This window comes from Paenibacillus tyrphae, from assembly GCF_024158745.1.
In the GTDB taxonomy this organism is placed as follows: Bacteria; Bacillota; Bacilli; order Paenibacillales; family NBRC-103111; genus Paenibacillus_G; species Paenibacillus_G tyrfis_A.
In genome coordinates this window covers 197,045-219,388 of the sequence record NZ_JAMZAW010000009.1, presented here as the reverse complement: position 1 = coordinate 219,388, position 22,344 = coordinate 197,045, and the positions used below count along the sequence as shown (strand labels likewise).

General features: G+C 56.5%; 21 protein-coding genes and 1 tRNA gene. 6 read left to right on the top strand and 16 right to left on the bottom strand.

Going from position 1 to position 22,344, the window contains the following annotated elements:
- Nucleotides 1-239 precede the first annotated feature (239 nt).
- The 3 genes from NI000_RS15560 to NI000_RS15550 all read right to left on the bottom strand — a co-directional run bounded on the left by NI000_RS15560 (nucleotide 240) and on the right by NI000_RS15550 (nucleotide 3,782).
- Complete coding sequence (locus tag NI000_RS15560) at nucleotides 240-1,460, bottom strand: multidrug effflux MFS transporter (protein ID WP_253412003.1); 1,221 nt, start codon at nucleotides 1,458-1,460, stop codon at nucleotides 240-242.
- Between the two features lie 332 nt (nucleotides 1,461-1,792).
- A complete protein-coding gene (locus NI000_RS15555) occupies nucleotides 1,793-2,677 on the bottom strand; it encodes a GNAT family N-acetyltransferase (RefSeq protein WP_253412001.1) in 885 nt (294 codons plus the stop codon).
- A gap of 118 nt (nucleotides 2,678-2,795) precedes the next feature.
- Entirely contained in the window at nucleotides 2,796-3,782 is a 987-nt protein-coding gene (locus NI000_RS15550) for a lipoate--protein ligase (RefSeq protein ID WP_253411999.1), read from the bottom strand.
- A gap of 228 nt (nucleotides 3,783-4,010) precedes the next feature.
- Here NI000_RS15550 and NI000_RS15545 point away from each other — a divergent pair, with 228 nt between their 5' ends.
- The 4 genes from NI000_RS15545 (at nucleotide 4,011) to NI000_RS15530 (ending at nucleotide 7,851) form a co-directional block, all read left to right on the top strand.
- Nucleotides 4,011-4,361: a c-type cytochrome gene (locus tag NI000_RS15545; RefSeq protein WP_253411997.1), complete on the top strand. Its 351-nt coding sequence runs from the start codon at nucleotides 4,011-4,013 to the stop codon at nucleotides 4,359-4,361.
- A 214-nt stretch (nucleotides 4,362-4,575) separates the two neighbouring features.
- Nucleotides 4,576-5,262, top strand: coding sequence for a queuosine precursor transporter (locus NI000_RS15540; RefSeq protein ID WP_253411996.1), 687 nt, complete (start codon nucleotides 4,576-4,578; stop codon nucleotides 5,260-5,262).
- Nucleotides 5,263-5,800: 538 nt separating this feature from the next.
- Entirely contained in the window at nucleotides 5,801-6,151 is a 351-nt protein-coding gene (locus NI000_RS15535) for a hypothetical protein (RefSeq protein WP_253411994.1), read from the top strand.
- A 176-nt stretch (nucleotides 6,152-6,327) separates the two neighbouring features.
- Nucleotides 6,328-7,851 carry an MDR family MFS transporter gene (locus tag NI000_RS15530; RefSeq protein WP_253411992.1) on the top strand — a complete coding sequence of 508 codons (1,524 nt, stop codon included), beginning with the start codon at nucleotides 6,328-6,330 and terminating at the stop codon, nucleotides 7,849-7,851.
- A gap of 51 nt (nucleotides 7,852-7,902) precedes the next feature.
- On the opposite strand, the gene NI000_RS15525 is transcribed toward NI000_RS15530, so the two are convergent.
- From NI000_RS15525 to NI000_RS15510, 4 genes are all read right to left on the bottom strand, one after another.
- Entirely contained in the window at nucleotides 7,903-8,481 is a 579-nt protein-coding gene (locus NI000_RS15525) for an NAD(P)H-dependent oxidoreductase (protein WP_253411990.1), read from the bottom strand.
- A gap of 278 nt (nucleotides 8,482-8,759) precedes the next feature.
- Nucleotides 8,760-9,338 (bottom strand): TetR/AcrR family transcriptional regulator, encoded by a 579-nt coding sequence (locus tag NI000_RS15520; protein ID WP_253411988.1) that lies wholly within the window; start codon nucleotides 9,336-9,338, stop codon nucleotides 8,760-8,762.
- 125 nt (nucleotides 9,339-9,463) lie between these two features.
- A complete protein-coding gene (locus tag NI000_RS15515; RefSeq protein ID WP_253411986.1) occupies nucleotides 9,464-10,642 on the bottom strand; it encodes an NAD(P)/FAD-dependent oxidoreductase in 1,179 nt (392 codons plus the stop codon).
- 35 nt (nucleotides 10,643-10,677) lie between these two features.
- Nucleotides 10,678-11,112 (bottom strand): DUF1641 domain-containing protein, encoded by a 435-nt coding sequence (locus tag NI000_RS15510; protein WP_253411984.1) that lies wholly within the window; start codon nucleotides 11,110-11,112, stop codon nucleotides 10,678-10,680.
- Between the two features lie 443 nt (nucleotides 11,113-11,555).
- Between NI000_RS15510 and NI000_RS15505 the strand changes: the two genes are divergently transcribed.
- Nucleotides 11,556-11,632: transfer RNA gene (locus tag NI000_RS15505), tRNA-Asp, on the top strand.
- Between the two features lie 209 nt (nucleotides 11,633-11,841).
- Nucleotides 11,842-12,795 carry a tRNA glutamyl-Q(34) synthetase GluQRS gene (gluQRS, locus tag NI000_RS15500; protein WP_253411982.1) on the top strand — a complete coding sequence of 318 codons (954 nt, stop codon included), beginning with the start codon at nucleotides 11,842-11,844 and terminating at the stop codon, nucleotides 12,793-12,795.
- A 147-nt stretch (nucleotides 12,796-12,942) separates the two neighbouring features.
- On the opposite strand, the gene NI000_RS15495 is transcribed toward gluQRS, so the two are convergent.
- The 9 genes from NI000_RS15495 to NI000_RS15455 all read right to left on the bottom strand — a co-directional run bounded on the left by NI000_RS15495 (nucleotide 12,943) and on the right by NI000_RS15455 (nucleotide 22,330).
- On the bottom strand, nucleotides 12,943-13,914 hold the full coding sequence (locus tag NI000_RS15495; protein ID WP_253411980.1) for an ABC transporter substrate-binding protein: 972 nt from the start codon (nucleotides 13,912-13,914) through the stop codon (nucleotides 12,943-12,945).
- Nucleotides 13,915-13,953: 39 nt separating this feature from the next.
- Entirely contained in the window at nucleotides 13,954-14,979 is a 1,026-nt protein-coding gene (locus tag NI000_RS15490) for a FecCD family ABC transporter permease (protein WP_375540977.1), read from the bottom strand.
- Nucleotides 14,979-16,016, bottom strand: coding sequence for a FecCD family ABC transporter permease (locus NI000_RS15485; RefSeq protein WP_253411979.1), 1,038 nt, complete (start codon nucleotides 16,014-16,016; stop codon nucleotides 14,979-14,981). The genes NI000_RS15490 and NI000_RS15485 overlap by 1 nt, the downstream gene beginning before the upstream one ends.
- On the bottom strand, nucleotides 15,988-16,584 hold the full coding sequence (locus NI000_RS15480) for a nitroreductase family protein (RefSeq protein WP_253411977.1): 597 nt from the start codon (nucleotides 16,582-16,584) through the stop codon (nucleotides 15,988-15,990). Before NI000_RS15480 ends, NI000_RS15485 begins: the two co-directional genes overlap by 29 nt.
- A 109-nt stretch (nucleotides 16,585-16,693) precedes the next feature.
- Complete coding sequence (locus NI000_RS36950) at nucleotides 16,694-18,223, bottom strand: helix-turn-helix domain-containing protein (protein ID WP_253411975.1); 1,530 nt, start codon at nucleotides 18,221-18,223, stop codon at nucleotides 16,694-16,696.
- A gap of 101 nt (nucleotides 18,224-18,324) precedes the next feature.
- Nucleotides 18,325-20,274 (bottom strand): ribosomal protection-like ABC-F family protein, encoded by a 1,950-nt coding sequence (gene abc-f / locus NI000_RS15470; protein ID WP_253411973.1) that lies wholly within the window; start codon nucleotides 20,272-20,274, stop codon nucleotides 18,325-18,327.
- A gap of 99 nt (nucleotides 20,275-20,373) precedes the next feature.
- Nucleotides 20,374-20,517, bottom strand: coding sequence for a hypothetical protein (locus tag NI000_RS15465; protein WP_010500226.1), 144 nt, complete (start codon nucleotides 20,515-20,517; stop codon nucleotides 20,374-20,376).
- Between the two features lie 204 nt (nucleotides 20,518-20,721).
- Complete coding sequence (locus tag NI000_RS15460; protein WP_253411971.1) at nucleotides 20,722-21,396, bottom strand: YceI family protein; 675 nt, start codon at nucleotides 21,394-21,396, stop codon at nucleotides 20,722-20,724.
- Nucleotides 21,397-21,745: 349 nt separating this feature from the next.
- Nucleotides 21,746-22,330 (bottom strand): YdeI/OmpD-associated family protein, encoded by a 585-nt coding sequence (locus tag NI000_RS15455; RefSeq protein WP_253411969.1) that lies wholly within the window; start codon nucleotides 22,328-22,330, stop codon nucleotides 21,746-21,748.
- Nucleotides 22,331-22,344: the final 14 nt, after the last annotated feature.

Here is a 22,344-nt window from a genome sequence, read left to right as displayed (position 1 = left end):
CTGCTTCCGATGCAGGCAGGCGTATCATATGTATATACCGATAAATTCGCGCTGTAAAAATGGTTTCCTGCACCCGGAAAAAGACTTTTTCCGACAATGTTCCCCGTGAAACGATTTTATCCGCTGAAGCGCTTTGCTACGCGATTTTTCGATATTTTTCCCGGCGGTCCAAGCTGCAAAATATACAAAAAAGCCCTCCGCCATGAGGGGTGCCCCATGCTGCGGAAGACTCTTAACAATTAAGCTTTATTTTCATACCGCCGCACGAGCAGCAAATAGCACAGCACGGAGCTGACATCGGCTGCGGCGATCACGATCCCCATCGGCACGGCAGTTTGATTGCCGGCGATGCCGACCAGCGGCGCCACAATCCCGCCGAAGATGAACGATAGTACGCCGAGCAGAGCCGAGGCGCTTCCCGCCGCTTCGCTCTGGTTGCGCATCGCCAGCGAGAAACCTGCCGTGGACACGATCCCGACGCTGGATACGACGAAGAACAGAGGCACCAGAATCGCATACAGTCCGGCTCCCGACACGATCGCAAGCAGCAGCGCCACACCGGCGACCGAAGCGAGCGCCAGCCCGCTGACCAGCAGCCGCTTATCGCTGACCCGCCCGGCCAGCCGGCCCGTGACCTGCCCTGCAAGAATAATGCCGAGGCCGTTAATTGCGAAGCAGACACTGAACATCTGCGGCGACACGCCGAAAATATCCTGAAGCACGAAGGGTGAGCCCGAAATGTAGGCGAACATGGCGGCAATGACGAAGCCCTGCGCCAAGGCATAGCCCATGAACGTCCGGTCGCCCAGGAGACGGCGGAACGTCGTCAGCGTATTTCCCAAGCCTCCCTTGGACCGCCGCTCCTGCGGCAGCGTCTCCGGCAGTGCCAGTACGACCGCGATCAGCATCAGGACGCCGATCAGGCCGAGCACGACAAACACGCCGCGCCAAGAGGTGACTTCCAGCAGCTGCCCGCCCACGATGGGCGCAAGAATCGGCGCCGCCCCGTTCACCAGCATCAGCAGCGAGAAAAACTTCGTCAACTCCGTTCCCGAGTACATATCCCGCACGATAGCCCGCGAAATGACGATCCCTGCGGAGCCCGCCATCCCTTGGATAAAGCGCAGCAATACCAACAGCTCTGCGGATGGTGCAACGGCGCAGAGCACCGAGGACACGCCGTAGAGGATCAGGCCAATCAGCAGCGGCAGCCGCCGGCCGCGCACGTCGCTGACCGGCCCGGCATACAGTTGGCCGAGAGCCAGCCCGAGCAGACAAGCCGTCAGGCTAAGCTGGGCCATCGACGTGCTGCTGCTCAGCTCGTCCGCCAGCTTCGGCAATGCGGGCAAATACATATCAAGTGATAACGGCCCGAAAGCGGACAACGAGCCTAAGATGAACACCATCCATATCCGGCGCGACGGCACGGAGCCTTGCGCCGAAGCTTCGATCCGGCTCATAAGCCTACTCCTCCGTTTTGCGTCCGATGCTTATTGTCCATCATCAGCGTCGCAACCCAATTTTGGTCAAGAACAACCTTTCCTACCCGATTCATACAGCCACACATCTCTTTCTTATCCGTAATGGGGACAGAGGCATCTTCTCTCTATTCTGCGGTCCCTTGTTGTAACAATTATAGTTACATGTAGGTTTAAAAGTCAATGCAAAATGCGCTCGACAGCCGCGGCTAACGGTGCGTTAAAGCCGTGCTTGCCGACCCTTACGCTAAAAAAAGAACGCAGGCGGCCTCCCGTTCCGAGGCACCTGCGTTCTTCTCCCGATCGATCCCCGCCTATCCGCCGAGCTCAATCGTATAATAATCGTTCGCGTTCAACGCCCGGAAGCCGCACGACTCGTACAGCCCGAGCGCCCGGGGATTGTCCGCCGCAACCTCCAGCTCGAAGCGGACCGTCCCGCCTTCCCGGTATAAGCCTTCAATCGTCCGGGCCAAAATTTCCCGCCCGCACCCGCGTCCCCGGTACTCCGTTAATACGCAAAAACCGAAAATAAAGGCGACGCCTTCATCCACACGTACATTCAGCTTGCCGATCGGCTTGCCGCCCAGCTCCGCGACATACGTGTTCTCCTTCCCGTCGGCTACGGTTTTCTCCACGAATTCTTTGGCATCCTCGTACGATATATCGAACCCCTGCATGTCGAGCTCCGTCAGCACTTCGACATCGTCCGCCGTCGCCAATCGGAGTTCCAGAGCTTCCGCTTGCCGCGTATCCGGAACTTGCGGCGGTTGCCCGTCCGGCACCCGCATCTCCATCCAATGCTCGGAGAACGAATAGACCGCTCCCCGGGCCTGTAGGAACGCTTTTCCCGAAACCGAACGCTCCTGACATATAAAGATCAGCTTCGGAATCCCGCGGCGTCTGCATTCTTCGGTCGCCGCATCGGCCAGTTGGGTGAACACGCCCTTCCGCCGGTGCTGCGGATGCACCATGCCGCTGATTTCCGCTTCCGTCGATCGGAAGGAGTAGATTCCCAGAAACCCGATAAGCTCTTCCCCTTCATACATCAAAAAGTCGTTCGTCACCCCGGCCGGCCGTTCGGAAAGCATTTCCCAGTTCAGCTTCAGCGTAATGCCGTCCTCCGCGTTGCACAGGTCTGCGAGTGCCCGAATATCGCGCAATTCTTGCTCCGAGAGTCCTTGTTTCTCAGTCAATTTCAATCCGCTGTCCCCCACTTCGTTACCATATTTAGTTCTTAGTATACAATCGTGGAGAAGGTTCCGGCGGATAATGATTGGTTTACAATCATTTTTTCCGAAGCGTCGAGCCAACATGCGCTTATAACAGCAGTTCCAGCCACTCGTCCTTGGTCACCTGACCGAAGTAGTGCTGCAGATTCACATCGTCCAGCACCCCGGCCAGCGCAGCCGTATCGTAACGGACGCCTTGCAGCTTGGCAGCAAACTCGGCCGCATCTCCCTGGCCGAAGAAATCGCCATATACTGCGGCCTCTCGGATCACTCCCGCTTCCACGTACAGCCGGACGTCGAACGTGCCGGCAGACAGGCGCTTCACGCGGTGAACATTGAACGCCGGGGACTTGCCGTAATTCCAATCCCAGCTCCGGTACCGTTCGTCCGCAAGCTGCCGTACCGCATCCCAGTCGGCTGCGCTCAGCTCATACCGCTGAACCTCCGATCCTTCGAAGATCGAGTCCAGCAGATGCTGCCTGAACGCCTCAATCGTCATCGGCCCGCTCAAAAATTCCGTAATGTTCGCCACCCGGCTGCGGACCGACTTTACGCCCTTCGACTTGAACTTCTCCGGATTGACGTTCAGCGCGGACGCGACATGGTCCATCTGCGAATCGAACAGCAGCGTGCCATGGGTAAACATCCGCCCTTTGGTGGCAAACTGCGCGTTGCCGGATATTTTCCGTTCCCCGACTTGGATGTCATTGCGCCCCGTCAGCTCCGCCTCGACGCCAAGCCGATGCAGCGCCCGGATCACCGGCTCGGTGAACTTGCGGTAGTTGTGGAAGGACTTGCCGTCATCCTTCGTAATGAAGCTGAAATTAAGGTTGCCGAGATCGTGGTATACCGCCCCGCCGCCGGACAGACGCCGCACGACATGAATGCCGCGGGCCTCGACGTACTCCCGGTTAATCTCCTCGGCCGTATTCTGGTTTTTCCCGATAATGATCGACGGCTCATTGATATAAAACAACAAATAATCATGGTCCGCCGGAAGCTGCTTCAAGGCGTATTCCTCCAGCGCCAGGTTCAATGCGGGATCGGTAATGCCGTTATTGTCAATGAAAAGCATGCGCTTCTCCCCCTTCTCCTGTTCGAACGGACAAGCTCCCGTTCCAGTTCTATTATAGCAAGGGCCGCAGCCTGGATCGAGCTGTCTTGTCCGCCGCAGCCCGTGCATGAAAAAAACGGCGCAGGAAAACCTAGATCAGACATCCCTAAACTTAAAAGGGATCAGCTTGTTGATGGTCAGGGTTCCCCGCCCGACAAGTTCAAGCATTCTTCCAAAGGAGCTCGCCAGATGAACAAAACATTCGTATGTGTCGCCCTTCTCCTTGCCGTTTCGCTGTCTGCCTGTGGTCAACCCGCCAAAACGCCGCCTGCGGATCAAGGAGCCGCAACCCCCGCCCCGGGAGGCGGAACCGTTACCGTGGATGCCCAAGCGATCTATAAGCAAAATTGCCTCAGCTGTCATGGCGCCAATTTTGAAGGCGGCGTCGGCCCCAACCTGACGAAGGTAGGCGGCAAGTACTCCAAGGACCAGATCGCAGCGATCGTCGCGAATGGCCGAGGGGCGATGCCCGGCTTCAAAGGCAGGCTGTCCGACACCGATACCGGTGCCATCAGCGACTGGCTCGCTGCTAAGAAATAAGGGACCTCTCTACGGAACCCGTATATTCTTTATCGCTCGAAAATCCCCTGGACCGCACGTTGTCGAACGATGCTGCGGCTTTCAGGGGATTTTTATGTAAAATTGTTCCATTCCTTTTCTTAGGCATTTCTGCTATTCTGTTATTCGATCGGGCTTCCGGCCCATCCGCGGTTCGAGACCATCCCGCGTTATCAAAACTAAGGGGGAACGGTACGTGTTTAATTTGGCATGGGGAATTTTGTTTGTCGTCGTGAATTTTGCTTTGTTTCTGCTTTGTTATCGTTTTTTCGGGAAGAAAGGACTGTACGCCTGGATCGGCTTCGCTACCGTGCTGGCCAATATCCAAGTCGTCAAAACGATCGAGTTGCTCGGCATCGTCATGACGCTCGGCAACACCGTCTACACATCGATCTACATGTCGACAGACCTGCTCAACGAGAAGTATGGGACGAAGGAAGCCAAGCAGGCGGTATGGTTTGGCTTTTTCAGCTTGGTCGCTTCGACGGTCATCATGCAGATGGCGCTCGTGTTCACGCCGCAGGAAAGCGACATCGCGCAGAGCTCGCTTGAGACGATATTCGGCTTAATGCCGCGGCTGGCCGCGGGAAGTCTATGCGCCTACTTTATCAGCCAGTTCCTCGACGTGCGGGTGTACAGCTATCTGAAGAAACGGTTTCCCGTGTACAACCAGTTCTGGATCCGGACGAACGGCAGCACGGGGCTCAGCCAGCTTGTGGACTCGCTGGTCTTCTGCACCATCGCTTTTGCCGGGGTGTATACGCTGGATGTCTGGCTGCAAATTTTGCTGACGACCTACTTGTTCAAGTTCGTCATCTCCGTCGCTTCGACGCCGGTCCTCTACATCGCCCGCAGCTTCCGCATCAAGGAAGACGGGAATTGATTCGTTATAAAGGCGCTTCCGTTCGTGTATTGAGCGGGAGCGTTTTTGTTGTTTAAGACGGAATGCTGCGCCCTTCGTCCGTTCCCATTGTGGCCCATTCGAAGATATGGTATGATTTTCATGCGTGATATTTTTATATCGCGCGTGGAGGCAATAGACAAATAGGATTCCCTGGTTTGGGGAACTATTCAGGGCAAGGATCAACCCCGAGTCTCATGGATCATGAGGTTCGCACCATCCGAAATGTGTTTTCGCAGGAAAGACTCCCGCTATTCCCGCAAGAGCCGCCCGGTGTATCCAAGACAAGGTTGAGGTCAAGGATCAATGAGCACGATTCATGTGCGTTTAATGAGCAATGACTTCGCTGAGCGAAGGTAGATAATCTTTCGTTGATTCGCAGCGTTCTAAGGAGAAGCATCCGACGCCTCGGGAGCACAAGAGCGTAGGACGGCAAAACGACCACAGGACAAACCGGTATCGCGGAGATTCGAGAAATCCGAGGGTTACACCTTGGAAGTAATGGTGGTGTCACCAGCATATGTTGCTGGCGACCGTCGACATGATTTTGGCAATGTACCTGGGTGAAGTCTGCCTGCAGGATGCCAAAATACGACTTCAAAAGAATGCACGGTCCGTGCGCTCTTTTGAAGTAACCGTTCACTTCTCGAATCCCGCTGCCAGTTTGTCTTTTTTTGATAAAAAAAAGATGTTCTCAAATGGCGGTGGATCGAGAGGCAAGGTGGCCCTCGGGTCACCGCCCTCTGTTTTCAGGGGGATTGCTTGTTGTTTTGCCACTACGAAGAAGGAGGTAACCGAGGCTATGAGCTGCATGATCAAGGTAACGGTTTTTGGACTTTTTACAATTGATATTCGGGTAAAGAAAAAGTAAGGCTTGTCTCCATCCATGCACGGCGATTTTAACGTGCATGGTTCTTTTTTTTGATTCATCTTCAAAAAAACTTTATATCCAACTTTTGAATCCTGACATCCAGTTGTCAGTTAGACTAAGGTATAGTATGTATATAAAGCTTAAAACATTTCATATCGGAGGTAGACAATCGACTTATGAGCAAAACAAACAACAAAACCGGGATGGTCGTAGCGGGGCTGCTTCTCGCGATCCTGATGGCCTCGATGGACAATACCATCATGGCGACCGCGATCGGAACGATCGTCGGCGAACTCGGCGGACTCGATAAATTCGTCTGGGCGACCTCCGCTTACATGGTGGCGGAAATGGCAGGAATGCCGATCTTCGGCAAACTATCCGATATGTATGGACGCAAACGATTTTTCGTCTTCGGGATCATCGTCTTCATGCTCGGCTCCGTTCTCTGCGGAACGGCGACTTCGATCGTACAATTAAGCATCTACCGCGCGATTCAAGGCATTGGCGGCGGGGCCCTGGTGCCAATTGCGTTCACGATCATGTTCGACACCGTCACGCCGGAGAACCGGGGAAAACTCGGCGGGCTATTCGGCGCGGTGTTCGGCATGTCCAGTATTTTCGGCCCGCTGCTTGGGGCTTACATTACGGATTACATCCACTGGAGCTGGATTTTCTATATCAACCTGCCGCTTGGCTTAATCTCGCTTGTCATGATTGCGCTCTTCTATAAAGAATCGCCGGTTCACTCGAAGCAGCGGATCGACTGGTGGGGTGCCATGACGCTGGTCGGAGCCGTCGTCTGCCTCATGTTTGCGATGGAGCTCGGCGGCAAGCAGTATGCCTGGGGCTCGGTTCAAATCTTGGGCTTGTTCGCCGGATTTGCGGTCCTTACCCTACTGTTCCTGTTCGTCGAAAAGCGTGCCCAAGAACCGATCATTTCGTTCAGCATGTTCCGGAACCGTCTTTACGCCTCAAGCAATGCCGTTGCGATCTTGAGCGGGGCGGCGTTCATCACGGCCTCCGTGTACATTCCGATCTTCATTCAAGGCGTGCTTGGCGGAACGGCCACCAATTCCGGCCTTATGCTGCTGCCGATGATGCTCAGCTCGGTCGTTACGGCGACCTTGGGCGGTTTCTTGATGACAAAGATACCGTTCCGCTCGATCATGATTCCGACGCTGGCCCTGCTTGTACTGGGTCTCGCCCTTCTCACGACCTTGACGCCGGAATCGCCACGTTTTATCGTCACGCTGTACATGATCTTGACGGGCCTCGGCATAGGAGCTTCCTTTTCCGTGCTCAGCAACGCGGCCATCCATTCGTTCCCGGCCAGCCAGCGCGGTGCGGCGACGTCTACGCTCAATTTCCTTCGTTCGCTTGGCATGACGCTTGGCATCACGCTATTCGGCATCATCCAAAGCCATGCGCTGACCCGGAAGCTGACGGATGCCTTTGCAGGTAGCGGTCAAGCCGCCGCCCCGAAGGGCATCGACTTCAGCGACCCGCATGCGCTGCTGGACCCGGCCACCCGCGCCCAGATCCCTTCGCAAGCGCTGGGTACGATCACGGAAGGGCTGTCGTCATCGGTCGTCCTGACGTTTGCCTGGAGCCTGATCCCGGCAGGCTTGGCGCTGGTTGCAGCCTTCGCGATGAGCAAGGAGAAGCTGGACCCTGCGGCCGAAGCGGCGGCTTCCCACTGATCTGCGCAAGAAGCCTGTGTCCCCCCCGTGGAGGTACAGGCTTCTTTTCGCTTATGCCAAAGCTTGTCCCAGACGGTTCACTTTCACCAGCCAATGCTCTCGCTCCATGTCCGTCAACTTGCCGACTTGCCCGATCGAGGTTACCTTGACGGGCCGGATGCCGCAGAACTGCAGCGTGGACACCTTCATCATCCGATGACCCGGTTGACCCTGCACGAGCCTGTAATACCAGACAGGCGCATCCATCGTCACGATCAGCCTCGCCGTTCTGTCTTTGAGCAGCTGATCGGGCAGCGAGGAGCCTTTCTTGTATTTAAAAGCGTAGCCCGGCAGGAAGACTCGGTCGAGAAAACCCTTGAGCAGCGCAGGCGGACCGCCCCACCAGATCGGATACGTGAAGACCAGATGCTCCGCCCACCGGATCGACTCCTGCGCCTTGACCAGATCGTCTTCCAGCGGAAGCTTATTTTTATAACCGCCCGATAGATTCGGGTTAAAGTCCAGCTCCGCCAGACGAATTACCCGAACCTCGGCCCCGGAAACCGCGGCTCCCTCCGCGTAAGCATCTCCAAGCGCCCATCCGTAGCTGTGCTCCACCGGATTTCCTTGCACGATCAAAACTTTCTTCATGACTGAACTCGCTCCTTTTGGTTAGCATTCACTAACTTTGTATGTAAAAAGAAAAGGTCAAAGCTGACCTTAGACTGTTGAGGAACCCTGGAAGTAGAAAAACTCAGACAAATAGAGGTGGGGTATATCCCGTAAGAGTTTACGTCCGCCTTTGAAACCCGTGAAAATACCGCTAATTGTAATCAAGTTCACGGGTTTCAAGAGCGGCTGGAGGGATATACCCTACCGGCGTATGCAGAGAGTTTTCTACGCGAAGCGGGTTTCTCAACAAGCTCAGGTCAAAGCTGACCTAATAAATGGGAAAACCTCCGCTTCACTTCCGCTGCCAGCGGCTCCAGGCGGGCCGGAAGCTCCCCGTGCAGGCTAGAAAGCGCCATCTGGTTGAATGCGCCGATAATCAGCACGGCGGACAACCGGGCATCCTGCTCGGGAAGCTCTCCGCGCTCGATACCTTGCTCGATGAAGGCAACGAGGGCGTCTGACGGCTGTCTCCCCTCGCCGCGGCTGGCTTCCACGAAAATTTCGTGCTGCTGGGCAAGCAGCAGCATGCCGTACTGGTCCTCGTCATGCATGCGCAGCACTTCGTCGATCAAGCGATGGAACCGGCTGCGGAACGTCCCCGGCTGCCCCGCCATATAGTCGATCAAGCGCGTATAGCCGCCGCAGTAATGAGTGAACGCTTCGAGCGCCATCGCCTGCTTGCTTTTAAAATGCTTATAAATGGCGGCATCCGTAACGCCCGCCGCATCCCCGATCTCTTTGACGGAAATGCCGTCGATCCCTTTGGTCGCGAACAGACGCATGGCCGCCTGCAAAATATCCTTTTTCTTGCTATCGATATGCGGCTTCTTCATCATGACCATATTGTAAGTGAATGCTAACCAAAACGCAAGAGCAACGATGGGACAACGACAACAACGGCGAAATCCCACTCGGTAGTAAGCAAAAGAGGGTACCCGACAGGGCACCCTCTTGTTAAAAATTAATAAGCCAATGTGAACAGACCGTTGATATGAGTCAAATAGCGCATGTTGCTTGCTTCTTTCATCAGCGAAGCCGGAAGGCCTTTGAGGCGCGTTTTGTTTCCGCCGACCGTGCCGATCGCATCTTTGCGGCCAAGGCTCGCCAGCGTACCGGAGAATACCGGCGTGAACGTATCCATCGGCGCGTTGTTGAAGTAAGCGAAAATGTTATGTCCGATCGTCTCGCCCATTTGCCAAGCCAATTGAGCCGTCGGCGGGTAAGGACGTCCTTCGTTGCCCATAACGACCGCGCTGTCCCCGGCGAGGAAGATGTCTTTGTGGGACGTGGATTGCAAGTTTTCTGTTACCGTTGCGCGGCCGCGGTTGACTTCGATACCGCAGTTGGCCACGACAGAGTTGCCTTGAACCCCGCCGGTCCATACGAGCGTGTTCGTCTCGATGGAGCTGCCGTCCTTCAGGAATACCGTATTCGCCTGCATTTCCGTAATCGCAACGCCGGTCAAGAACTTCACGCCGCGCTTCTCGAGGCTCGTTTGCGCACGCTCGACAAGCTCCTGTGCGAAGCCGGCCAGAATGGACGGACCCGCTTCCACGGTATACAGGGAAATATCGTTAAAGTCGACACCTTTGCTGCGGCAAAGCTGTGGCAGCATGTCCGCAAATTCGCCGACAAGCTCGATGCCCGTCAATCCGCCTCCGCCGACAACGAACGTCGCGTCGGCTTTGTTTTTCGTACGGCTGTATTCGTCGATGCGTGCTTCCACGTGCGCGCGAAGACGGTTGGCGTCGTTTACGGATTTCAGGACAAAGCTGTGCTCCTGCAGTCCCGGAATGCCGAAGAACGCCGTTTCGCTGCCGAGAGCAATAACGAGCACATCGTATTCGTACGTTTTGCCACTGGCCATAAGAACTTGCTTCTCATCCGGACGGATGGTCTCGACCGTATCGATCTGAAGATTGATATTTTTACCGCGCAAAAGCTTCTCCAGTGGCAGGGCAACGGCTTTCTCCGCCAAGTTGCCTACAGCCAGCCGGTGCAGCTCCGTAATAATCTGATGCGTCGGAAAACGGTTAACGACCGTAATCGTCGCTTCTTCCGCCGTCATGTACTGCCGCGCCGTCAGGGCGCTCAGCAATCCGCCGTATCCGCCGCCTAGTATCAAAATTTGCTTAGCCATCCTGTTCATCCGCTCCTTGATTCAGCTTTCCTATATTATTGACGCTGCTGTTGGCGCTCAGCCAAGACATCCAAGAATGCCTGAGAAAAACGGAACATCTTTTGTACTTGCGGGTCTTTCAGCATTTTGAGCAAACCGAACAGACCGATCGTCGCAGACTCCTCTTGCGCACGGTCGTTCGCTTCGATTGCCGCGGACGCCAGACCTTTGGCTTTGTCCTGAATCGGCTTCACGAATTCTTCGACGCCGCCTTTGATGTCTTCGATAAATACGCGGTCCGTGGCCACATTTTGCACCAAATCGTACGTTTTGGTGAGGATGGTCACCATTTCCGCCAGCTTCGGCAAATTCTCGACCAACACCGTTAAAGACTCCTGCACCTCGGGCTTCATCAACTGATCAAGCACATCCAAGGATTCCCGGGTGGGCTCGGCTGCAACTACCGCTTGTTGAGTGGATGCTACTGACATTAGAGAACGTCCTCCTTTACTTTGGAATAGAAGTCCGTTAATTGTGTCGATACCTGGTCAGGCAATGCAAACATCATGTTTTTCTCGAAAATATAGGAAGCGAGGAGAAGCCCGTTCGGAGGCCTTCCCTCACGCTTGTTACAATTTTCACATTTTCGGGAGCATGAACAGGTCGAAACGGAACCCTATATACTTATAGATTATACCTCCGAAGAGAGAGCCGTGGAAAAACAAATTTCGACATTTGTGAATTTTTTGTGACTAACCAACGTTCAATTTCAGAAATGTGTCCATTTGTAGTCAGGAACCGAAAGAACTGGGAAACGGGCGGCCGCGGATTATTTTCCGGGACCGGTACGGCTTCCTTCACCCGGCCTATGCTTCTCTCTGAGCTACTTGCTAAAATCGGGCGGCCGTGTTATTATCATATTTGTCCCTAACGCGGAGCCGTGGTGTAGAGGCCTAACATGCCTGCCTGTCACGCAGGAGACCGCGGGTTCGAATCCCGTCGGCTCCGCCATTGATTAACTTCATTGCAAGGGATGAGAACCCACAGGGTTCGTCGGAGCGTTCACTTCGATAGCGTTACTTCGCAGTCTCGGAGTGAAACGGAGAGCATCTCGTCGGCTCCGCCACTAATATCATTGTTTGCAACATGACATTTATCATACATAAACAACCGGGCAGGGGAAAATCCTGCTCTTTTTTGTATACCTGCGAGGTGATTCGATGAGACGCGGACGGTTCGCCCCGACGCCTTCGGGACCGATGCATATCGGCAACGCCTTCACGGCGCTGCTCGCCTGGCTGCAAATGCGACAAGCCTCCGGTACGTTCGTGCTGCGTATCGAGGATATCGACGGGCCGCGTTCCCGCCCGGAATATGCTCAGCTCATCGCAGAAGATTTAACCTGGATGGGACTGGACTGGGACGAAGGTCCGGCCACCGACGGCCCTTACAGCCCTTATCTGCAAAGCAAGCGGCTGGAGCTGTACGAGCAGGCCGTCGAACGCTTGCAGCGCAGCGGACGGCTCTATCCTTGCTATTGCAGCCGGGCCGAGCTGACCGCCATCGCCAGCGCCCCGCACGGCCTTGCCTCGGAAGGCGCGGCTTATCCCGGGCTGTGCAAGGCGCTCAGCGAAGAGGAGCGCAGGCGCAAAGCCAAGCATAAGGCCCCATCCTTGCGTGTGGCCGTTCCGGAGCGCTCCTTCTCCTTCGAGGACGGCATGGCGGGCGTACAGCAGGTGCCGCCCGGCGCTCTTGGCGATTTTGTCGTCAAACGCGCGGACGGCCAATTCAGCTACCAGTTGGCGGTCGTCGTCGACGATGCGGCCATGGGGATCACCGATGTGCTGCGGGGGGCGGATCTTCTCGATTCGACCCCGCGGCAGCTCGTCCTGTACGAAATGTTGGAGGCGGCCCCGCCGAGCTTCTGCCACGTCCCGCTGCTCTGTACGCCGGAGGGCGGCAGGCTGTCCAAGCGGGACCGCAGCCTCTCGCTTGCCGCTCTGCGCGCCGCCGGCGTTCCGCCGGAACGCGTGATCGGCTACTTGGCTTATGCAGCCGGCTTGCTCGACCGCCCCGAACCGGCAAAAGCGGCCGAGCTAGTCCCGCTTTTCTCACTGGATCGCCTCGCCGGCGAACAAATTGCCTTCAGCGAAGAAACCCTGGCCTTGGGCTGAGCCATAGGAAGCCGTTCACGCGAATCAACAAGCCGCCGTCATCAGCTTGAGACCAACCCTGAAACGGCGGCTTTTGCAAAAATACTCCACGGAAAAGGGCCGCTTCGCGTCTCCTGCATTGGAGCGGAACGGTCCTTCGTCTTCTCTCTATTTCTTCGTACCGAGATGGTCTTTAATCGCTTGAAGCCCAGCCACCTGCCCGAGGAAGAACGTATCCCCGGCCAGCGTATCGATCGGATATACATGATTCTCCTTGACCGCCTTGAGATTGTTCCACACCGGATGATCCTTCCAAATGCTGATCAAGCCGAGCGGATCTTCGGCCTTCATCTCCCTGCGATTGGCGGCGATAAAAATATGATCGGGCTTGAATTCGCTGAGCGCTTCAATGCCGATCCGCCCCCCGATCTTTCCGTCCTCGGGCAGCCCCGCCACAGGCGTCAAGCCCAGCTCCTCGTAGTATATCGGGAAGTTTTTGGGATGCATGACCGTAAAGTCCTTGCCGTTCGCCACGAGGAACAGCGCCGTTTCGCCCTTGTGGTCGGCCGCCACCGCTTTCGCTTCGCTTTTCAGCTTCTCAAAATCGGCAATCACTTGCTTCGCTTTCTCTTCTTTGCCGACGATTTCGGCGAATTTCATCAGCCTCGACGCCGCATCCAAGGAAAAGTCGACGGCAATCGAAGGGGCCAGCTTATTGAACTCGTCATAGCTTGCGCCTTTGCCCGAGCTGGTCATCACGATCACCTGCGGGTCCATTTCCAGCAGCGTTTCCCGGTTCGTCTTCCCGCCGAGATCGACCACCTTCATCCCTTCCGCATACTTGGCGAAAATCGGCGACTTGGCTTTCGTTCCTTCGAAGCCTTCCGACACGATCGGAGCTACCCCAAGCACGAGAAAGTAGTCCGTGCCCATAATATCGACGCTGGCCACTCGCTCCGGCTTTTCCTTCAGCTCCAGCTCGCCCTTCACGTGCTTGATCGTACGCGGAAAACCGGCGTTCTGGCCGGAACCCGCGACTTCCGTTCCCGCCGCCGTATTCTGCTGCCCGCTGCAAGCGCTCAGCCCGGCCGAAGCCAAGCACAGCGCAAGGAACCCGGCTGCGAATCGAAGTTTACGCATTCCCCAATCCCCTTTTGGTAAAATCATCCATTATTCAAATTACGCCTTAGCCCGCATTAACAAATAAATAAAATAAGGACCGCCTAATAACGAAATAACCACGCCTGCCGGTATTTCCGTGTTCTCCATAAAGCTCCGGCCGCTCGTATCCCCGGCGAGCACAAGCAGCGCGCCGACCGCTGCCGTAATAGGCAGCATGTATTGATGCTGCGGCCCGACCAGCCGCCGCGCCATATGCGGGCCCAGCAGCCCGACGAATCCGATGCCGCCGCCGATCGCCACACTGGAGGCCGCCAGCCCGACAGCCGCCGCCATTAAGACGAGCCGCTCTCGGTTGACTGAGAGTCCTAACCCGCCTGCAATCTGCTCGTTCATGCTCAGTACGTTCATCACTCTCGATTTCCAATACACATACGGCAGCAGGATGACAATCCAAGGAAGCAGCGCGAGGACGAATTTCCAGTTCGAGCCCCATAGCGATCCCATCTGCCAAGTGACGACAAATTCGAAGTTTCGCGGATTGAGCTGCAGCGTCAAAATGACGCTGACCGCGCTCATCCCGGCCCCCACGGCGATTCCCGTAAGCAGCAGCCTTGTCGGTGAAATGCCGCTCTCTTTTTTATACGACAGGATGTAAATGAGAAGAGCGGACAAGCCTGCACCCGCCAAAGCGAGAAAAGGCATCAGAAACGGCGGCGCCACGCTGGTCGCTGGGTAGAACGACACGAACAGCAGGACTGCGAAGCCCGCGCCGGCATTGATGCCGAGAATGCCCGGATCGGACAAGCCGTTGCGCGAAATTCCCTGCAGCACCGCGCCGGACACTGCAAGCCCCGCCCCGATCAGCACGGCAATGATCATGCGCGGCAGGCGCAGATCGAACAAGACGATGTTCTGCTTACGGCTGCCTTCGCCGAGCAGCGTCTGCAATACCTCCATCGGGGCCATACTGTAGCGCCCCGTATTCATACTAACGACAAACAGCACAAGCAGCAGCGCGCCGAACAACACGATCAGCCGGAGGCTGCGGCGGCCGCGATGCTGCACGAACGTATCCGTACTCACTACAGCTCCCTCCGTTCCTTGCGCGCCAGATATAGAAAGAAAGGAACGCCCAACACGGCAATAATGGAGCCTAGCGGCGTCTCATAGGGTAGAGCGACCATTTTCGCTCCGATATCGGCAAAGACGACCAGCAGTCCGCCCAGGACGGCGGAGCAAGGGATAATCCACCGGTAATCGACGCCGACCAGAAAGCGGACCATATGCGGAACAATCAGTCCGATAAAACCGACGCCTCCGACCGTGGACACGGATGCCCCGACCAGAACCATCACCACCACGGTGCCGATCCCTTTCACCAGCTTCGTCCGTTGGCCGAGCCCCGCCGCCACGTCTTCGCCCAGGCTCAGAATCGTAATGGACCGGGAGACGGCCAACGCAGCGATCAGTCCGCCTGCGATCCACGGCAGCATCACGGATACCTGAAACCACTCCGCCGTCGAGATGCCGCCGGCCGTCCAGAAGGCGAGGTCGTAATTGATTTGGAACAGCAGCGACAGCGCCTGACTGACGCCCGACAGCAGCGAGCCGACGACGGCGCCGGCCAATACGAGACGCAGCGGCGTTAAGCCCCCTCTGGCAAAGAAGGCGATGCCGTATACCAAACCCGCGCCCAAGCCGGCACCGATGAACGAGAATACGATAATCGCTCCGAAGGGAAGCCAAGGGAAGAACGCGAACACGAGGACGAGTACAAAGCCTGCCCCCGCATTGATGCCCAGCAGTCCGGTGTCGGCAATCGGATTGCGGGTCATCCCCTGCATCATCGCCCCGGCTACGGCGAACGCCGCGCCGACCAGTACCCCGGCAAGCGCGCGGGGAATGCGCAGCGATTGGATAATGACATGGTGATCGTTGCCCGGGTCGTAAGCCACGATCGAATCCCACACCGTTCCGAACGTAATATGGGCCACCCCCGTTACAATCGAGGTGCCCATCCCGAGCAAGATCGCGCATATGCCGACAGCCAGAAGGACGGTGGCCATCCACGGACGGCTGCGGATCGGCGCTTTATCGAGTGCCGGCTGGGATAGAGCCATCGGTATGCGGGTCCTCCGTTGCAGTGGATGAGCGAACGACCGTCAGCTTTTCTTCTGCCCGCGTTCTTGGTCTTGCCTCGGGAACGACTTCCGGATAGCCGATATGAAGGAGCCCGACCAATTTTTCCCCCGGCTTGACGCCGACGCTTTTCAGAAATCCCGGGACAAAAGTAAACGGCTCGGTCTTCCAAATCACGCCAAGTCCGCGCTCCCAAGCGGCCAGCTGAAAGTTCTGAATCAAGGCGCACGCCGCCGCGTAATCCTCTTCCCGCTCCCGCTGGCGCGGGTCCTCTTGAACAACGACCAGCAGGTGCGCCGGGATATTCATATAGGTCTCCGGCGAGCGGCTCTTCACGGCATGGCCCGCAATCGCTTCGCCCAGCGTCCGCTTGCCTTCGTCTACAAATAAAATAAACCGCCACGGCTCCCGCAGCCCATGATTGGGCGCCCATACCGATACGTTGAGCAGCTCGTACAGGAGCTCTTCCGATACGGGGTCCGGCTTGAATTGCTTGATGGATCTTCTCTCTACGATCGTCCGAGCCGTCTGAAATTGTGCAGCCTCCACGAAAGTTATCCCCCTGTCAATGATAGTGATATTCATTCTCACTATAAAATTGTACAGAAAACGCCCCGGATTAAAATAGACGAATCTTCGCCAAGACCTGTATTTTTCTTCAAAATTCCCGCTTGGCAAACAATTCGATGGCTTCGACGAGCGCTTTCTCGTGCCCGAGCGCCGAATAGTGCAGCCAAGGATACTCGCCGGCCTGATATACTTTTCCTTTCAACTCGTGGATGCAGCCGGCGTCAAAGCCCGGCTCGGTGAAGAGAAGGATATGGTCTGCTTCATAATCATTCAGCTTCCCGACGCTGTCGAGCTCCTCGAAAGCGAGACCGCGGATGCGCGCAGGGGCGTTCAACTGAAGCTCCCGGTATAATAAATCTCCGACCTTGCGCCGCTGCTCGCCGAATACTCTAACCCGCCCATGCCGCCATATGCGGGCTGCGAGCACCGTCTCATTCCGCAGCGATTGATGGATCCGATGACGGGCTGCTGCGGCTTTGCGTTCATAAGACCGGATCCAATAGACCGCGACCTCCTCCATTCCGATAGCCGCCGCCAGCTGCATCAAGTGCTCCCGCCACGATTGCCGCTTGTACGGAATCAGCCGGGTCGGGGCGAGCTCGGACAAGCCGTCGTACCAGACGGCCGCCTTCTCGGAACCGAGAATCAGATCGGGCTGCCGGGCTCGCATCGGCGCAAGATCGAACTCGGCCGCCGGGTCTTCGCTGTACTCCTCTTTGGACAGGACGACCATACGGTCGCCCGGAATCCCGAGCGCCGTTAATCCCGCCCAGAGGAAAGGATTGAGCACGACGATCGTTTTCCGAAACGACTGCATGTACTCGACCGGGGACACCCCAACCGCACTTTTAAAAATTCGGCTGAAATAATACGCATCGGCATAGCCGACCGCCTTGGATACTTCTTTTATTTTCATGTCACGGGTTGCCAGCAGCTCGCGGGCTTTCTCGATCCGCTTGGCGGTAATATATTGGAGCGGACTTAGGGAGGTGCTGCGCTTGAAGCTCTGGAAAAAAGACGTCGGCTTCATCCCCCGCGCACACGCCAACTCCTCCATCGGGAACGTCTCGGTATAATGCTCGTCGAAGTAGTCCTGAATGCTGCGGATCACAGCCTGCGAGGCTGCCGGCTCCGTTGCATCCGTGCCCGCCGTCAGGATCGACTGCCACAGCTCGGTCAGGCCTGCCTGAACCCGATGCGCCTCTGCCCCGGAGCCCGCGTTCCAGCATTCGTACAAGGTCTCCATACACCGGCGGACGATCGGAACGGGAATGCCTTGCACGATCCCTTGAACGGGCAAAGGGCAATCCTCAACCGCCCACCGCTGCCCCTGTCTATGCGTCTTGGCGGAGGCAAACTCGATGTAGTAAATCGCCAGCCCGCCTCGTACGGCACGAACCGTATACGGATTCCGGCCCGGCTGGCAGACGAACAGGCTGCCGGCTTCCAAGCGAATACGGGCATCGGAAGCGCATAGCTCCCCTTCGCCGCTTATGACAAAGACGAGCCGGTTCGTACCAGGGTCCGAATTCGTCCGGAGGGTCCAGACCTCGGAAATTTGCTTCATTTGCATATCGACGAAATCGAATGCGTAACAATTCCATGCGCCGCGGTCCACCGAGCAGTTCCTCCCTTGATCCTATTCTTGTTGTGGTTGTCAGAGCCTTATCATTCCCATTGTATGGGCAAAAGCGGACCCGCAGCAACATGGAACCCTGCTTACTCCTCTTCTCCCGCCGCCAGCCATTGCTCATAGAGGCGGTCGAGCTCTTCCTGCACGGCTTCCCGCTCCGCCCATCGCTCGCTAAGCGAACGGGCATCCGTACCCGCCTCCTGCTCCTGCATGGCGGCATCCAATGTGGCGAGCCGCTCCTCCGTCAGGACAATGGACCGCTCCAGCGTGTCGCGCTCCCTGCTGCGGTCTTCCGCCGCTTTTCCGCGCCCGTTCGTCCTGCCCTGCGCGGCGGCCAGAGCCACTGCCTTTGTTTTCACGGCCGCGGGAGAGACGACCTGAGCCATAGCGTTTTCGCCTGAGCTTCCGCGCTGCTTCCGCTTCTCCTGATACTCGTCGAAGTTGCCCAGATAGACGGTGATCCTGCCATTGTCCAGCTCCCAGATGCGCCCGGCCAGCCGGTTGATGAAATACCGGTCGTGCGAGATGGCGAGCACGGTGCCCGGGAACGTCTCCAGCGCTTCCTCCAGCGCTTCCCGCGAGGCGATGTCCAAGTGGTTCGTCGGCTCGTCGAGCAGCAGCAAATTCGGCTTGCGGAGCACCAGCAGCGCCAGCCTCAGCCGCGTCCACTCCCCGCCCGACAGCAGATTGACTGATTTGAACACGTCCGGGCCGTAAAACAAATATTTGGCCAGAATTCCCCGGGCCTCCCCTTCCTCCAGACCGGCTTCGCTGCGAAAATAATCCAGCATCGATTTCTTCGGCCCATCCGGGTACTCCTGCTGGGCCAAATAGCCGATGTCCACGCGCGCGCCCCATTCGAAGCGCCCCTCATCGACGGCTTCCTGACCGAGGATGAGCTTGAACAAGGTCGATTTCCCCGACCCGTTCTTCCCAATAAGCATAACCTTGTCTCCGTAAGCCAGCGCTCCGTCGACCGCGTCCAGCAGCTTCCGGCTTCCGTAGCTTTTGCCGATGCCCTCCAGCGTCACAACCTTGCGTCCCGAGCGATCCGCCTGCGTCAGCCCGAAATCGGCGCTTTTCGCCTCCAGCACTGGCCGTTTCAGCTTTTCCATGCGGTCCAGCGCTTTTTGCATCGAAGCCGCCCGCCGGAAAAACTTCTCGTTGCCGCCGATCCGTCCCCATGCTTCCAGCTGCTTGATCGTCTCCGTCATCTTCTTGATCTTCTTCTGCTGCTCCTGGTAGTCGGCGAACTGCTGAAGCAGCCGCGTCTCCTTTTCCTTCATATAGCCGGTATAGTTAGTAAAATACGACTGCGATTCGCCGTCCTCCAGCTCGACGATCTTCGTCACGACCCGGTCCAGAAAATACCGGTCATGCGAGACGATCAGGCACGAACCGTCGTACTGGGTTAAATAGTCTTCCAGCCATTCGACCCCGTGCAGGTCAAGGTGATTCGTCGGTTCGTCCAACAGCAGCAGCTCGGGCTTCCGAATCAGCTGCGAGGCTAGATTGATGCGGGTCTTCTCTCCTCCCGACAGCGAGGCGTACGTCTGGGTATAGCTGCCGCGGTCAATCCGCAAGCCGTCGGCGACCCGCTCGATGACGGCATCCAGCTCGTAGCCGCCCTCGCGCTCGAACTTCTCCTGCAGCGCCGCGTACTGCTCCAGCCAGCCGGCCAGCCGATCCGGGCCGTCAGAGACGCCCGGCTCCGACATGAGCTTCTCCAGCTCTGTCATCTTCAAACGGCATTCCAGCAGCTCCTGATGGCCAAGTGCCAGCACGTCATAGACGGTCCGGCCTTCGAACTCCGCCGGAATTTGCGTCAAATAGCCGATTCGGGTTCCTTTCCGCACGGCAAGCTGCCCGGCGTCGGGACGAAGCCGCCCGGCGATCAATTGCAATAAAGTCGATTTGCCGCTGCCGTTGCGGCCGATGAGTCCGATGCGCTCGCCTTGCTGAATATCCAAGTTTACGTCTTCAAGAACAAGCTGTGCGCCATGGTACGCTTTTATATATTGACAGTTAACGATCATCTTAAGGAGTCCTCCTTGTGTGATCCTAACCTTGGTATGCAACAAAAAGAGCCGCAGGAAAAAATCCCTACGGCTCTTCGGACTGGCATCCGTTTGCGGTTAAGGTAGGATTATTTTCGCGAATGGTGAAACCGTATAGGCATTTTTGGACAGACCTCTCCCGTTGACGGAAAAAGCATGCACAATGCCAGCCAAAAGCATCAGCAGCTGGCTAATACGGTTGTTCACCATCTCGTGATTCATCCTACCTCACCTCCTCTTGTTCAAGTTATTTACAATTTTACCATAGTGGACGGGCGGTTGGCAAGCTTCGTCGGCAGCACCGGTCCGCGCAAGTTGATAATGCCAAGTAGCTTCGGCCAAAAAAAACGCGCCGATTCGTGGCTGCAGGCCGTTGTAGCTTGTGTCCTGCAGCCAAGGAACGCGCGATTGCGGTGTACGGGCAGTTTACTTTTTCAGGATGAGCCTTAATTGCACGGTCACGTTGTTCTCGGTGGAAACGACAACCGCATGAGGATTTTTCAAGCCGAAGTCTTCAAAGGTAACGACCGTGCTGCCTTCCATACGGAGCGCGTCTTGGCTGTAAACCGCGTCGCTCTTGAACGTGACGTCCTTGGGTTTGCCATTCACGGTAAGCGTGCCGGTCATGTCGAAGGAAACCTTCTCCCCCTCTTTCCACGTCTTAGGGAAGTTCTCGATTGACTTTAATGTAAATTTGGCTTCGGGGTTCGCTGCGGCGTTCAGGAACTTCTCCCCTCGGACATGCTCGTCCCTCTGCGAGTTGCCGGACGAGATCGATTTGAGGTCGAGCGCCGCCTCGGCTTTCATCTTGGACGGATCGGACGAATGGAGCGTCCAGCTTCCTTTCACCGCGCTGCCTTCGAAGTTAACGGTTTCCTTAGAGGTCGTGACCGAGAAGTATACTTTGGAATCCGGGCTGATATTCCATTGCCCGTCCAGCTTGCTTGCTTCAACGGCTCCTCCGGCGGCCGACGCCGAAGCGTTCGCAGGAATCACGTTCTGTACCGCAACATGGTTCCCGGCATAATAATCGTAAGCGGCATAGCCCCCTCCAACGATAACGACTGCACCTACGGCAAAAGCGACCAACTTCAGTTTCATAATAATTATTCCTCCTTCGTCATATTAGCTGCGCTGCAGCCTGTTTTCTTCATGGGCAGATTCGCTTGGCCCCTCGGCCCCCTCAGTCACACTACAATACGTAGTGTAATTGGCAATAAAAATACCCGTACTCCTGATGCCAAAAAACATCGAGTCCCGCTTCATCAGTATAGCATCATCGGCGCCGGTTGCACTACATGACGTAGTGTAATAGATCGCGAATATCGTACCTTCTCCGTTCTTGAGGCCTATCATAACCGGTCTGCCTTAATTTTAACTGAAACGAACATTAAAATAAGATTAAAAATTTGCGAGACCCTTGGGAGCCGAAGGCCTCGCTTGTTCGCTTCTACGGGTAAATCTTCTCCCCGCGCTCCAGCATGGCCACGAATTGCTGGATTCGTTTTGCCCGCGTTTCCGCCTTTTTCGCGCTGTGGATTCGGAACAGCACGGCGAACCGGTTCTGCTTGTCGAGCGATTCGAAGAAAGCTTTGGCTTGCGGATTGCGGTTCAATTCGCTTTGCAAATCGTCGGGCACGGTTGCGCGGCTTTGCGACTCGTACGCCTTGTCCCACTGCCCGTTCTGCTTCGCTGCTTCAATGGCCCGGAGGCCCGGGGGCTGCATCCGGCCGCTTGCGATCAGCGCTTCCGCTTTGTCCTTATTCACCTTGGACCAGATGCTCTTCACCCCGCGCGGCGTAAACCGCTGAAGCCAGGTGCTCTCGTCGTAAGCTTCCTTCCGGCTGTCGATCCAGCCGTAGCACAAGGCGCTTTCCAGCGCCTCCTGATACGTTAACGTCACGACATCCGCTTGCTTCTTCGCCAAACGCAGCCTTACTCCGGCCGATGCGGCATGATTCTGCTCCAGCCAAGCTTCCCAAGACGGCTGGTCTGCAAATAATAAGATCGGCAGCTCGCTCTCTTTCTTGGACATGTGTCTCTCGCCTC

What these genes read in the sequence shown, in the direction of transcription:
- NI000_RS15560 (WP_253412003.1), bottom strand. Translation starts at nt 1,460, where the DNA reads ATGAGCCGGATCGAAGCTTCGGCGCAAGGCTCCGTGCCGTCGCGCCGG.
- NI000_RS15550 (WP_253411999.1), bottom strand. Translation starts at nt 3,782, where the DNA reads ATGCTTTTCATTGACAATAACGGCATTACCGATCCCGCATTGAACCTG.
- NI000_RS15545 (WP_253411997.1), top strand. Translation starts at nt 4,011, where the DNA reads ATGAACAAAACATTCGTATGTGTCGCCCTTCTCCTTGCCGTTTCGCTG.
- NI000_RS15535 (WP_253411994.1), top strand. Translation starts at nt 5,801, where the DNA reads ATGTTGCTGGCGACCGTCGACATGATTTTGGCAATGTACCTGGGTGAA.
- NI000_RS15530 (WP_253411992.1), top strand. Translation starts at nt 6,328, where the DNA reads ATGAGCAAAACAAACAACAAAACCGGGATGGTCGTAGCGGGGCTGCTT.
- NI000_RS15525 (WP_253411990.1), bottom strand. Translation starts at nt 8,481, where the DNA reads ATGAAGAAAGTTTTGATCGTGCAAGGAAATCCGGTGGAGCACAGCTAC.
- NI000_RS15520 (WP_253411988.1), bottom strand. Translation starts at nt 9,338, where the DNA reads ATGATGAAGAAGCCGCATATCGATAGCAAGAAAAAGGATATTTTGCAG.
- NI000_RS15515 (WP_253411986.1), bottom strand. Translation starts at nt 10,642, where the DNA reads ATGGCTAAGCAAATTTTGATACTAGGCGGCGGATACGGCGGATTGCTG.
- NI000_RS15510 (WP_253411984.1), bottom strand. Translation starts at nt 11,112, where the DNA reads ATGTCAGTAGCATCCACTCAACAAGCGGTAGTTGCAGCCGAGCCCACC.
- gluQRS (WP_253411982.1), top strand. Translation starts at nt 11,842, where the DNA reads ATGAGACGCGGACGGTTCGCCCCGACGCCTTCGGGACCGATGCATATC.
- NI000_RS15495 (WP_253411980.1), bottom strand. Translation starts at nt 13,914, where the DNA reads ATGCGTAAACTTCGATTCGCAGCCGGGTTCCTTGCGCTGTGCTTGGCT.
- NI000_RS15485 (WP_253411979.1), bottom strand. Translation starts at nt 16,016, where the DNA reads ATGGCTCTATCCCAGCCGGCACTCGATAAAGCGCCGATCCGCAGCCGT.
- abc-f (WP_253411973.1), bottom strand. Translation starts at nt 20,274, where the DNA reads ATGATCGTTAACTGTCAATATATAAAAGCGTACCATGGCGCACAGCTT.
- NI000_RS15465 (WP_010500226.1), bottom strand. Translation starts at nt 20,517, where the DNA reads ATGAATCACGAGATGGTGAACAACCGTATTAGCCAGCTGCTGATGCTT.
- NI000_RS15460 (WP_253411971.1), bottom strand. Translation starts at nt 21,396, where the DNA reads ATGAAACTGAAGTTGGTCGCTTTTGCCGTAGGTGCAGTCGTTATCGTT.
- NI000_RS15455 (WP_253411969.1), bottom strand. Translation starts at nt 22,330, where the DNA reads ATGTCCAAGAAAGAGAGCGAGCTGCCGATCTTATTATTTGCAGACCAG.